This is a genomic window from Chromobacterium subtsugae (assembly GCF_035919665.1).
Taxonomy (GTDB): Bacteria; Pseudomonadota; Gammaproteobacteria; order Burkholderiales; family Chromobacteriaceae; genus Chromobacterium; species Chromobacterium subtsugae.
Map to the genome: position 1 here is coordinate 386,014 of NZ_CP142381.1, position 12,352 is coordinate 398,365.

General features: G+C 67.9%; 10 protein-coding genes. 5 read left to right on the forward strand and 5 right to left on the reverse strand.

Annotated elements, in window-relative coordinates; genetic code table 11:
- The first annotated feature begins 154 nt into the window (after positions 1-154).
- The gene (locus U6115_RS01915; protein WP_080770224.1) at positions 155-2,059 is read left to right on the forward strand and encodes a GGDEF domain-containing protein; all 1,905 of its coding nucleotides are present in this window, start codon (positions 155-157) and stop codon (positions 2,057-2,059) included.
- Here U6115_RS01915 and U6115_RS01920 read toward each other — a convergent pair.
- Positions 2,041-3,024, reverse strand: a complete 984-nt coding sequence (locus tag U6115_RS01920; RefSeq protein ID WP_043575122.1) for an FUSC family protein — start codon at positions 3,022-3,024, stop codon at positions 2,041-2,043. The two genes, U6115_RS01915 and U6115_RS01920, sit on opposite strands and share 19 nt — an antisense overlap.
- A 100-nt stretch (positions 3,025-3,124) precedes the next feature.
- Here U6115_RS01920 and U6115_RS01925 point away from each other — a divergent pair, with 100 nt between their 5' ends.
- On the forward strand, positions 3,125-3,829 hold the full coding sequence (locus tag U6115_RS01925) for a pseudouridine synthase (RefSeq protein WP_043575125.1): 705 nt from the start codon (positions 3,125-3,127) through the stop codon (positions 3,827-3,829).
- A gap of 50 nt (positions 3,830-3,879) precedes the next feature.
- Here U6115_RS01925 and U6115_RS01930 read toward each other — a convergent pair whose 3' ends face one another.
- Complete coding sequence (locus U6115_RS01930; RefSeq protein WP_043575127.1) at positions 3,880-4,686, reverse strand: NAD(P)H-dependent oxidoreductase; 807 nt, start codon at positions 4,684-4,686, stop codon at positions 3,880-3,882.
- Between the two features lie 92 nt (positions 4,687-4,778).
- Between U6115_RS01930 and U6115_RS01935 the strand changes: the two genes are divergently transcribed.
- Positions 4,779-5,690, forward strand: coding sequence for a LysR family transcriptional regulator (locus U6115_RS01935; RefSeq protein ID WP_043575129.1), 912 nt, complete (start codon positions 4,779-4,781; stop codon positions 5,688-5,690).
- Positions 5,691-5,701: 11 nt separating this feature from the next.
- Here U6115_RS01935 and U6115_RS01940 read toward each other — a convergent pair whose 3' ends face one another.
- Positions 5,702-7,570, reverse strand: a complete 1,869-nt coding sequence (locus tag U6115_RS01940) for a sigma-54-dependent Fis family transcriptional regulator (protein WP_043575132.1) — start codon at positions 7,568-7,570, stop codon at positions 5,702-5,704.
- A gap of 277 nt (positions 7,571-7,847) precedes the next feature.
- Between U6115_RS01940 and adh the strand changes: the two genes are divergently transcribed.
- Both adh and U6115_RS01950 read left to right on the forward strand, forming a co-directional pair.
- Positions 7,848-9,353, forward strand: coding sequence for an aldehyde dehydrogenase (adh, locus tag U6115_RS01945; protein ID WP_043575134.1), 1,506 nt, complete (start codon positions 7,848-7,850; stop codon positions 9,351-9,353).
- A 282-nt stretch (positions 9,354-9,635) separates the two neighbouring features.
- Positions 9,636-10,289 (forward strand): methyltransferase domain-containing protein, encoded by a 654-nt coding sequence (locus tag U6115_RS01950; protein WP_052258052.1) that lies wholly within the window; start codon positions 9,636-9,638, stop codon positions 10,287-10,289.
- Positions 10,290-10,355: 66 nt separating this feature from the next.
- Here the strand turns inward: U6115_RS01950 and U6115_RS01955 are convergent, their stop codons facing one another.
- Positions 10,356-11,777 (reverse strand): methyl-accepting chemotaxis protein, encoded by a 1,422-nt coding sequence (locus tag U6115_RS01955; RefSeq protein ID WP_043575137.1) that lies wholly within the window; start codon positions 11,775-11,777, stop codon positions 10,356-10,358.
- A complete protein-coding gene (locus U6115_RS01960; RefSeq protein WP_043575138.1) occupies positions 11,774-12,334 on the reverse strand; it encodes a PAS domain-containing protein in 561 nt (186 codons plus the stop codon). Before U6115_RS01960 ends, U6115_RS01955 begins: the two co-directional genes overlap by 4 nt.
- Positions 12,335-12,352 lie beyond the last annotated feature (18 nt).

Genomic DNA, 12,352 nt, shown 5'->3' on the forward strand with positions numbered 1-12,352 from the left:
TCCGCTCGCGCCTTTACCCGAGCGCCGGCCTGTCCCGGCAAAAAACGTTCACATCATGGCGCGGCTTGCGCATGGATTTGCGCGCGGCGCGCGGCTAATCTGAAATGCATAATAAGCGGACGACATTCAACGATCCGCGCTGGATGGAGCCAAGATGCCGCCAAGCAATGCCTCGATGCGCAATCTGGGGGACGCGGCGCTGCGCCAAGGCGGCGCCGCGCTGGCCTATGCCGTTTTCGCGCTGGCGCTGGCGCGGCTGCTGCCGCCCGGGCCGCCGGCGGCCTGGCTGCAGCCTGGCCTGCCGTTGGCGCTGGCGCTGTTGTCGCGTCTGGGAAACCGGGTTTGGCCGGCGCTGGCGTTGGCCGGTCTGTGGCTGGCGTGGGATGGAGCCGGGCGGATGGCCGATGTCCTGTTGCAGGCTGCCAGCGGCCTGGGAGCCGCCTTGCTGGGCGCCGGCCTGCTGCGGCGCCGGCCGCCGCATCTCCAGCTGGCCGACGTGCCGGCCGGGTTGCCGGCCGCCGCGGCGCTGGCTTGCCTGCTGGCGGCGCTGGGCCAGGTATTCGCGTTGCTGCCGGAATATGGCCGGCGCCTGCCGGAGCTGGCGCTCACGGGCGTGCAGATCTGGCTGGGCGACATGGCGCTGGTGTTGACGCTGACCCCCATCCTGCTGCTGCTGGGCAGGCCGGGACCGGCTTGCGGCGCGGCGCGCTGGCGCGAGAGCGCGGCGGTGGCGCTGGCCACGCTGGCCTTGGCGGCGCTGGTGTGCTGCTTGCTGGATGGCGGCGGCGGCCGTTACGCCATGTTGCCTTACCTGTTCATCATGCCGCTGCTGTGGCTGGCTTTCCGCGGCCGGCCGCTGCTGGCGCACCTGCTGGCGCTGGGCGTGGCGTCGGCCGCGCTGCTTGGCGTGCGTCTGGGGCATGGCGCGCTGGCGTCGGACGGCGGCGGCTACCCGCTGCTGAACGCGGCCTTGCTGGCGCTGGCGCAGTCGGCGACCCTGCTGGTGTTCGGCGCGTTGTTGGAGGAGAGGCGGCAGGTGGAGCGGCGCTTGCTGCTGGCCAACCAGTCGCTGGAGGCCAAAGTGCGGGAGAGGACCAGCCAGCTGGCGGAAAGCGAGGCCAGGCTCAGGCTGATGGCCGACGCCGCGCCGTTTCCGCTGGCGATGAACCGCTTGTCCGGCGGCCAGCTGATCTACGCCAACACCCGCGCCGAGGAGTTGTTCGGCGCGCGGCTGCTGCCCGAGCGCTCGCTGCGGGTGCAGGATTTCTACGCCGACCCGGCGGAGCGGGAGCGGGTATCGCGCGACCTGCGCGCCGCCGGCCAGGTGCTGGACCGCGAGGTGAAGCTGAAGGATGCCGACGGGCGCGAGTTCTGGGCGCTGATTTCCTGTTCGGCGGTGAAGAGTGACAAGATCTGGTACGTGATCAATGGCGTCAACGACATCAGCGAGCGCAAGCGGCTGGAGCAGAGCCTGCACGACGCCAACGCCGCGCTGCGCCGCCATGTCGGCGAAATCGAGGTATTGCAGCAGGGCCTGCGCGAGCAGGCGCTGCGCGATCCGTTGACCGGGCTGTTCAACCGCCGCCATCTGGACGAAATCCTGCCCCGCGTGCTGGCCCACATGCTGGCGCTGCACCGCGATGTGGCGGTGCTGATGGTGGATGCCGATCATTTCAAGCGCATCAACGACAGCTACGGCCATCGCTGCGGCGATATGGTCCTGACGGCGCTGGCGGCGTATCTCAGCGATCATTTCCGCTGCGGCGACATCGTCTGCCGCTACGGTGGCGAGGAATTCTTCGTCTTGCTGCCGGGCGCGTCGCTGGAGGCGGCGCACGCCAAGGCGCAAGGCTTGTGCGACGCGGTCCGCGCGATGCCGATCCGGGCGCAGGAACATGTCTTGTCCATCACCTTGTCCGTCGGCCTGGCGCTCAGCCCGATGCACGGCGAGGATGCGGAAAGCGTGGTCCACGCCGCCGACGCCGCTTTGTACCAGGCCAAGCAAATGGGGCGCGACCGGGTGTGCGTCGCGGCGACGCTTCAGCCCTTGCCGTCCTGAGCGTCGCGCCGGCGCTGGCGCAGAAACCAGGCCAGCGCGGCGAACAGCAGCGCGGCGAGCAGCGTGTCCTCCACCCGTTCCAGCGCGCCGCTGGCCAGCTGTTCCGGCGGCAGCAGCGACAGCACCAGCGCGGTCAGCAGCGCGACGAAGACGCGGAAGCTGTGCCGCATCGCGATCAGCATCGCCATCTGCAGCAGCGCCAGCGCCAGCACGTGCCACAACGGCGCCGCGTCCAGCGCGCGCAGCGACCAGTACAGCAGGCCGCTGAGCAGCGCGCCGGCAAGCGTGCCTATCGCCCGCTCGCGCGCCAGCCACAGCATCTGGTCCGGCGACGGATCGGGGATGGCGACGGCGGCGATCGGCAGCCACCACGCGTGGGCGCTGCGCATCCAGCCGCCGGCCAGCCAGGCGAGAATGCCCCAGGGCAGCAGATGCCAGCCATAGCGGCGACAGTCGGCGGACGAGGCGGCCGGCAGCACGCGGAACCAGTCGCGCAGCCCCAGCCGCGCCAGCGCGCCGCCGTAGCCGGCGCCGGCCAGCATCCAGGCTGCTTCCTGCCATGGCGGAAGCGCCGCCGTCGGCGTCATGTTTCCCAACAGCAGCGCGAACAGCCAGAACTGCACGCCCTTGTGCAGGCCGCGGCGCGCGCTCAGCGCCTGCAGCGCCAGCCCCGCCGCCAGCAGGGCCAGCATGGCCGCCGGCTGGCCGGCGCATAGCCGGCCGGCGAGGTAAAGCCCGGGAATCGCCAGCAGCGACAGCGGCTGCAAGCGGCGCGCCATCATCATGCACAGCGCGCTGTAGTTGGCGGCCAGCGCGAACAGGAACACGCCGCCGCCGTGGCCGGCCAGTGTCAGCCCCGCCGCCGGCGCGAACAGCAGCGCGCTGAACAGCGCCGCGCGCAGGATGCGCCGCCGCTGGTAACGCACCCATCCCAGGCTGTGCAGCGCGTATTTCGGGTAGGACATGCCGGGGGTCTTTCGTTCAATCCGCTCCCGATGACTATGGCGTCGCGCGCCGTCGCAGGCAAGCCGGGCAGGCGCGCGGCGCGCGTGCTACCATCCGGCCATGGAACTCTATCGACTGTTGCAACAACAAGGCTTCGGCGGCCGCAAGGAATGCCGCCAGCTGATCGACTACGGCCTGGTGGAAGTGAACGGCGAGGTGGTGGACAACTACCGCGCCCAGTTCGAGCTGGCCGACATTTCCAGCTTGACGGTGGACGACGAGCCGTGGCCGGTGGTGCGCGGGCCGCTATACCTCTTGCTGCACAAGCCGGCCAATTACGAAACCTCGCACAAGCCCAACTGCCACCCCAGCATCTACCGGCTGCTGCCGGACCAGTTCTCCAATCTGGACATCAGCGCGGTGGGCCGGCTGGACGTGGACACCACCGGCCTGATCCTGCTGTCCAACGACGGCCAGTTCATCCACGCGCTCTCCTCGCCGAAAAAGCTGGTGCCCAAGGTTTACCGCGTCACGCTGAAGCACGAGGCGACGCCGGAGCTGATCGCCCAACTGCAGAGCGGCGTGTACCTGAACGACGAGGCGCGCGAGTTCGCCGCCGACAGCGTAGCCCAGATCGACGCGCACACCATCTTGCTGACCATCACCGAAGGCAAGTACCACCAGGTGAAGCGGATGGTGGCGGCGGCCAGCAACCGCGTCGAGGCGCTGCACCGCGAAAGCCTGGGGGCTATTGTCTTGGGCGATCTGCCGGCGGGCGAATGGCGGCATCTGACGGCCGAAGAATTGGCGGCCTTCGGCTTCTGATTGAATCCGAAAGCCAAAAACGGCGAGGAACGCGTCTCCCCGCCGTTTTTTTATTGCGCCGCGGCTCCGGTCATCGCCGGCCCCGGCGCGGCCACGTGCGCGCAGATGCCCTCCTTGTCCGGCGCGATGTGGTCGGCCAGCTGGTGTCCGTCCGGATAGTCGCCGCCGTTCTGGCGGCGGAACGGGATGGGCGCTTCGTCGAACAAGCCGGCCAAGCGCGTGCGCCACGCGTCTAGTTGCTGGCGCAGGTCTGCTGCGCTCAAATGGTTGACGCCATAGACCGCGTGGGTGGGCAGCACGTCCATGCCGGGGTAGAACAGGCAGCCGTGGGTGACCGGGAACAGCAGCTCCTGCAGCGGGCCGTTGATGCCGCGCGGACCGTAGTCCCGTTCACCGCCGCCTACCATCGCCGCCAGCAGCGCGCGTTTGCCCTTGAGCGCGCCGTCGCCGTAGCGCAGCCGGTTGGCCTGGTTCTGGTAGCCATAGCCGAAGCCATAGGCGTACACCCTCTCGAACCAGCCTTTCAGAATGGCCGGCACGCCGTACCACCATAGCGGAAATATGAAGATCACCGCGTCGGCGGTCAGCAGTTTGCGCTGCTCTTCGGCGACATCGGGCGTTTGCGCGCCATTGGCGTAGGCGTGGCCGGATTCGTCGATGAAAGACAGGCGGCCGGGATCGGCCCGCGCCGGAAAATCGTCGGCGTCCAGCACCGCTTTCCAGCGCATGGCGTAGAGATCGGACTGCAACGCTTGATGCCCTTGCGTCGTCAGCGTTTCCACGGCGGCGGCGGCGAAGCCGCGGGTCAGGGAGCGAGGCTCGGGCTGGGCGTAGACCAGCAATATCGTGCGGCGCATGCGTGGACTTTCAATGGGGTTTCGATGGCGTCAGTGTGTGCCGGCATGATAAATAAGTGAAATCGATGCTTTTCTGATGAGCTATCTGTTTCATGGATACCAAGCGCCTGGATTTGAATCTGTTGCATACGCTGGAAGCGCTGCTGGAGGAGCGCAACGTCACCCGCGCGGCCACGCGGCTGCATCTGAGCCAACCAGCCGTCAGCGCGCAGCTGGCCCGCTTGCGCGAACTGTTCGGCGATCCGCTGTTGCTGCCGACGCAGCGCGGCATGCGTCCCACCGCCAAGGCGGAGCAGTTGCTGGCGCCCTTGCAGGCCTCGCTGCAACAGCTGCGCGAAAACCTGCTGGCGCACCAGGCGTTCGATCCAGCCGCCGCCAGCATGACTTTGCAGCTCGCCTGCACCGATTACGTCCAGGCGGTGGCGGCGATTCCGCTGATCCAGCGCTTGCGCCTGCGCGCGCCGGGCATCAGGGTGGCGCTGCGCCATCTGGAAGCGTCCCGCTTGCAGCGCCAGGCCGAGAGCGGCGAGGTGGATCTGGCTTTGATCAGCCCGGATTGCGCGCCGCCAGGCTTGCATGCCAAGCCCTTGTTTGAAGACCGCTATGTCCTGATCGGCCGGCCGGGGCATCCCGCTTGGCGGCAGGGCCTCAGCTTGGAGAGCTATCTGCAACATCAGCATGTGGTGGTGTCGCTGGGCAGCGGCGATTTCAGCACCGCGGTGGATGCGGCGCTGGCCGAGCAAGCGCTGGCGCGACGGGTGGCTTTGTCGGCGGCGTCTTTTCTGCTGGTGCCGGAAATCGTTTTCCAAACCGATTATCTCGCCTTGCTGCCGGCGCGGCTGGTGGCGGTCAGCCGGGTGCCGCTGCAGACGGCGGCGTGTCCGTTTCCGCTCAGCGGCTTCGGCGTGGCGATGGTCTGGCATCCGCGCAACCACAGCCATCCGGGCCAGCGCTGGATACGGCAGCAGTTTGCCGAGTTGATGGCAGAGTCCGCCGCGGCATAGCGTAGCCGCGCTTATTTGGCGGTTTTGCCCAAGCGGCGGTACAGCGTGGCGCGGCTGATGCCCAGCGCGCGCGCCGCCGCGCTGGCGTTGCCGCCGCAGCGGCGCAGCAAATCGGCGATGGCGCTGTCCGGCACCGCATGGCCCTGGCTTGCCATATCGGCGCGCAGCAAGGCCGGCAGATGGCGGATTTCCAGTTGCGCGCCGTCGTCGGCCAGCGCCAGCAAGGTGGCCAGCAAATTGGCCAATTCGCGCAGATTGCCGGGCCAGCGGTAGCCGCGGAAAGCCCGCGCCAACTCCGGCGCCAGCGCGATGCCGCGCCGCGCCGCGCCCATTTCGTCCAGCATGCGCTGCGCGATGGCGGCCACGTCGCCGCGCTCGCGCAGCGGCGGCAGGCTGAGCGGATAGTGGCAGAGCCGGTAATACAGGTCGGCGCGGAAAGCGCCCTCGTCCACCTTGGCGCGCAGGTCGCGGTGGGTGGCGCAGATCAGCCGGATGTCCAGCTGTTGCGCCGGCCCGCCGCCCAGCGGCGTCACTTCGCGCTCCTGCAGCACCCGCAGCAGCCGCGCCTGCAGGGCCAGCGGCATGTCGCCGATTTCGTCCAGGAACAGCACGCCGCCGTCGGCCTCGCGCAACCTGCCCTTGCTGCCCTGGCGGTTGGCGCCGGTATAGGCGCCGGGCAGATAGCCGAACAGCTCGGCCTCGATCAGGCCTTCGGGAATGGCGGCGCAGTTGACCGCGACGAAGGGTTGGCCGCGGCGGCTGCCGGCGCCATGCAGCGCGCGCGCCAACCGGTCCTTGCCGGTGCCGGTTTCTCCCAGGATCAGCACCGGAATGTCGGCCTCCAGCAGCTTGCGCGCGGCGGCGAACAATTCGGGCGGCGCGCCGTCCAGCGGCGCGATGGCGGCGGTGGGCGCTGCTTTCGCCGGCGGCGCGGACCGAGGCGAACGGCTGGCAGACGCGGCCGATTGGGCGGGAGCCGGCGGCTTCAGCCGGGCGGAGAATCGTTGCGCGCCGATTCGCAGCGCGCCGATGGCCTGGCCATGGCGTTGCAGCCAGTGCTCCAGGCTTTGGCCGAACAGCGCGGCGAAATGGCGCGCCTGCCAGCCGCCGGCTTCCAGACCGCACAGCGCCAAACCCGGGCGGTTGGCGGCCAGCAGGCGGCCATCGCCGTCGAAAACCAGCTTGCAGGCGGAGGGCGCGTCCAGCAGGCGCGGATCGGCGTGCAGGCATAGCAGCCAGCCGTGGCGGGCGGCGTCCTCCAGCAAGCGCGCCTCGATCTGGCCGCGCGCGGCGTGCAGCGCCAGGATTTGCGGCGGCCCCAGCTTGCGGCTGGCGCCGCTGATGTCCAGCGCGCCTAGCAACTGTCCCTGTGGGCCGAGCAAGGGCGCGGCGGCGCAGGCCAGCACCCGGTTGCGCTCCAGGTAATGCTCGCCGCCGCGCACCAGCACGCTGTCCATCGCGGCCAGCGCGGTGCCGATGGCGTTGGTGCCGCGCGCGGCCTCGCTCCAGTCCATGCCCGGCGTCAGCGCCAGCCGCTCGGCCTTGTTCAGAAAATCGATATGTCCGCACTCGTCCAGGATCAGGCCGCGGCTGTCGGCCACCACCAGCGCCAGCTGCTGGCTGGCCACTTGTTCGTACAAGCCGGCCAGCGCCGGCGCGGCCGGCGCCAGCCAGTCCTGGTTCGCCTGCTGCCTTTCGTTCAGCTCCATCGGGCTCAGCTTGTCGCCGCCGCCGCCGCCGCCGCCGGCCGGCAGGCCCAGGCTGCGGCAGCGTTGCCAGGAGTGCAGGATGGGTGGCGGCAGCGCCTGGCCGGGCAAGGGCTGGCCGGTGAAGAAACGGCGGCGGATCTCGCCCAGCGGCAAACTGCGGACAGCGTTCATGCGCGGCTCCTGGCCTGCCTCGCCACGCTGCGACAGGTGTCGCGGCGCGAGACAGTTTGATTGGCGATACGGCCGATTATCGCCGCATCCGCTCGCTTGGCAATTCCTTGATTCCGCGAGAGGTTTGCTGCGTTGCGCAATGGAGAGTCCGGCGGCTTCGCCTTGCAAGGGCCGGCGCGATGATGCAATGCAAAAATCATAAATCTGGCACGGCGCTTGCGCTGTTGCGCAATCCGCTGAACGGATAGCCACCATCCACCAGACGAGGAGACTGAAGATGGCAAGCCTGCAACCTGGATTTCAATTGAAGACGCGTTACGCCAATTTCATCGGCGGCCAATGGGTGCCGCCGGTGAACGGCCGCTATTTCGAAAACGTCACCCCGATCACCGGCAAGACCTTGTGCGAGATTCCGCGCTCGGACGAGCAAGACGTTGAGCTGGCGTTGGATGCCGCCCACGCCGCCCGTTTCAAGTGGGGCCATACGCCGGTGACCGAGCGCGCCATCGTCCTGAACAAGATCGCCGACCGGATGGAGGCCAATCTGAACCTGCTGGCCGAGGTGGAAACCTGGGACAACGGCAAGCCGATCCGCGAAACCCGCGCCGCCGACATTCCTCTGGCCATCGATCATTTCCGCTACTTCGCCGCCTGCGTGCGCGCGCAGGAAGGCAGCCTGGGCGAAATCGACGCCAACACCGTGTCCTACCACTTCCACGAGCCTCTGGGCGTGGTGGGCCAGATCATCCCGTGGAACTTCCCCATCCTGATGGCGGCGTGGAAGCTGGCGCCGGCGCTGGCGGCCGGCAACTGCGTGGTGCTGAAGCCGGCCGAGCAGACGCCGCTGTCCATCCTGGTGCTGATGGAACTGGTGGGCGACCTGCTGCCGCCGGGCGTGCTCAATGTGGTCAACGGCTTCGGCGTGGAAGCCGGCAAGCCGCTGGCCAGCTCCAAGCGCATCGCCAAGATCGCCTTCACCGGCGAAACCGGCACCGGCCGGCTGATCATGCAGTACGCCAGCCAGAACCTGATTCCGGTGACGCTGGAGCTGGGCGGCAAGTCGCCCAACATTTTCTTCGACGACGTGGCGGCGCAGGACGACGCCTTCTTCGACAAGGCCATCGAAGGCTTCGTGATGTTCGCGCTGAACCAGGGCGAGGTGTGCACCTGCCCCAGCCGCGCGCTGATCCATGAATCCATCTACGACCGCTTCATGGAAAAGGCGCTGAAACGCGTCGCCGCCATCCAGCAGGGCAACCCGCTGGACCCGGCCACCATGATAGGCGCCCAGGCGTCGCAGGAGCAGATGGACAAGATCCAGAGCTACCTCGCCATCGGCCGCGACGAAGGCGCCAAGGTGCTGGCCGGCGGCGCGCGCGCGCAACTGGCCGGCGAGCTGGCCGGCGGCTTCTACATCCAGCCGACGGTGTTCGCCGGCAACAACAAGATGCGCATCTTCCAGGAGGAAATCTTCGGCCCGGTGGTGTCGGTGACCACCTTCAAGGACCGCGACGAGGCGCTGGCCATCGCCAACGACACCCTGTACGGACTGGGCGCCGGCGTTTGGTCGCGCAACATCAATACCGCCTTCTTCATGGGCCGCCACATCGAGGCTGGCCGCGTCTGGACCAACTGTTACCACGCTTACCCGGCGCATGCGGCCTTCGGCGGCTACAAGCAGTCCGGCATCGGCCGCGAAACGCACAAGATGATGCTGGACCACTACCAGCAAACCAAGAATCTGCTGGTCAGCTACGGCGAGGACAAGCTGGGCTTTTTCTGAGCCGGCGCGGTCCTTGGGCCGGCGCCGCGGTTTTGCAAAGCCGCCCATCTCGGGCGGTTTTTTTCATGAGCAGCGTGGCGGCGGGGATGAAGGCTGCCGAGAGGAGCATTTTCCATGACGACTTGATTGCGGGATTTATGGATTTCGCCTAGAGCAATAAGCTAAATATTATTTATTTAATGATATACATATTTTATTTACGTAATTTATAACAAATACAGGGGGTGGACTGGATGGTATGCTATTCGGGTAGAAAAGGGCTGGGCCCGTGGGAGAGCACGCATGCAGTCGGACCGGGAAATGAGCATCCATGGCGCGGAAGAAGGCGACGCGGCGTACGAACAGCCCGAGCGGGCGCTGGAGCTGGCCTGGCTGCGGCGTTATCTGCCGCAGCAGTTCGCCGGCCGCCAGGTGCTGGAATGGGCGTGCGGCAGCGGTTACTGGACGCAATACCTGGCGCCGCGGGCGCGGCGCTACCTGGCATTGGACGAGGCCGCTGCCGCGCTGGCGCTGGCGCGCCAACGGCCGGGCGTGGAGCGGGTGGAGTTTCGCCTGGTGCAGGACTGCGCGCTGCCGGCCGGCGCCGGCGGTTTCGACGCGGCTTTCGCCGCGCAGTGTTTTTCGCGGCTGCCCAAGCAGCGCCGCGACGATTGGCTGGCTGGCCTGCACGGCGGCTTGCAGGCCGGCGCCGAGGTGCTGTGGTTGGACGACAGCGAGGCGCAGTGCCGCGAATATCCGCTGGTGGAGTATGACGCGGCGGGCAACGGCTACCAGATGCGGCCCGGACCCGACGGCGGCGAGCTGCGGCTATTGAAGAACTTTCCCAGCGAAACCGAATTGCGCATCCTGCTGGGCCGGCATGGCGTCAGCGACATGGCCTTGCTGCGGCGCGAGCATTTCTGGCTGCTGCAATACCGTTTGCCGAAGCGCCATTGAGGCGCCGCGCGCGGACGTGAAAAAGCCGGGCTGGGCCCGGCTTGGCAAGGGGAAGAGGGGACGGACTCAGGCCGCGGACAGCTGGTCCAGGCCCTGCTGCAGCTTCTGGCTGGCCTGCTCCATCGCCTGCATCCGCGCGACGATGCCGGCCTCGTCCAGCTGGCCGCTCTGGCTGGCGGCGGCCAGCGCCGCGCCGACTTGCTGCTGCAGCTGCGCCAGCGGCTGGCGCAGCGCCTGGGTGGCGGAGGCGCCGAACAGGCTGGCGCCGCCGCCGTCTATCCAGTGCTCCAGCTCCACCGCCGGGGCTTGGGCCTCGGCTTCCTCGATCGCGTGGTAAGCGCTTTGCTTGTAGATCACGTGCGCCACTTTCTGCAGCGAGGTCTGCGACTTCTGCTGCACCTCGCTCACCTGCTTCAACACCCGGTCGGATTGCTCGGCCAGGCTGGCAAAGCGCTGGCGGAACGATTCCACCGATGTCTGCACATTGCCGGCCACGCCGCCGGCGTCGCTGGCCTGCGCCTGCATGTCGGCGATGCGGGTGGACAGCGATTCCAGCACATTCTGCACCTGGTTGGCGGTGCTCTTGCTGCGCTCGGCCAGTTTGCGCACTTCGTCGGCCACCACCGCGAAGCCGCGGCCGGTTTCGCCGGCGCGGGCGGCTTCGATGGCGGCGTTCAGCGCCAGCAGATTGGTCTGGTCGGCGATGGCCGAGATGTCGGCCAGCGAGCTTTCTATGCCCTGCCATTCCTGGGCCAGCAGCTGGCTGGCCTGATCCATGCTGTTGACGCTGCCGGCGATGGTATCCAGGTGGCTGGACAATTCCGCCGCGCTGTCCAGGCTTTCGCGCGCGCCGGCGGCGTTGTCGCGGGTGATGCCGGCCACCGCGTCCATCGCCTGGCTGATGGCGGTGAGGTCGTGCTGGCTGCCGGACAGGTCGTGACGAAGGTTGGGGTTGTTCAGCGCCGCCAGTTGCGACGACAGCCGGTTGCGGCGCACGAAGCCGTCGTTGTCGGCCATGGTCTGGATGGTCTTGTTCACGTTCTCCAGCGAGCTGGCCAGGATGCCGGGCAGGCCTTGGTTGAGCGGCCGGCGCGAGAAGTTGCCCTGGCTGATCTCCTGGAAGCAGGTGTTGATTTCCTTGAAGTAGGTTTCCACCAGGTCGAGGAAGTCATTCAGCTGCCAGGCCACCTGGCCGACTTCGCCCATTTCGCGGGTGCCGGTGCTGCGGTGGTGCAATTCGCCGCTGCAGGCCAGGCCCAGCTGGCGGGTGAGGGCGTTGAGCAGGAGGAAGATGCGGCTGCCCTTTTGCCACAGCCAGCAGGACAGCGCGATGGTGGCGATCAGCAGCAGGACGCTGACCGCGGCCTGGGCGCCGGCCGGCAGCAGGTAGTCGTCGACGATGGACAGCACCACCAGGGCGTTGAAGCCCGCCAGCACCCAGGCCAGATGCGAGCGTAGGAAGGGGCTGGCTTTGCGGGGGGAACTCATCCGGTGACTCCTTTGGCTTTCAGTACGTCGGCGTTCAGCCCCAGGATGAAGTCCTGGTAGCTGCAGCCTTTTTCCGCCAGCAGCGCCAGCAGCCAGTCGCGCGAGGCGTCTGGCGCGGCGGCCTTGCCCTGGCTGGCTTCTATCTTGCGCATTTCGGCGTAGATCGGTTCGATGGCGGCGATGGCGGCGCGGCTGGGCGGGCGCCGCACCGAGTAGTAGCCCTGCAGGCGGCCTTGCGGGTCGTAATCGGGCGTGACGTTGGCCAGCACCCAGTAGTAGTTGCCGTCCGCGGTGGCGTTTTTCACCAGCGCGAAGAATTCGTGGCCGGCCTGCAGCGTCTGCCACATCAGCCGGTAGGCGCCGCGCGGCATGTCGGGATGGCGGATCAGGTTGTGCGGCTTGCCCAGCAGCTGGTGCTCGGCGTAGCCGGCCACCCGCATGAACACGCGGTTGGCGTAGGTGATGTGGCCGCTGGGGTCGGTCTTGGTGACGATCAGTTCGTGCGGCGCGAGCTGCACTTCCCGGCCGGCGCCTCTGCCGATGGCTGTTTTTTCCATTGTCTGCTTCTCTTTGAC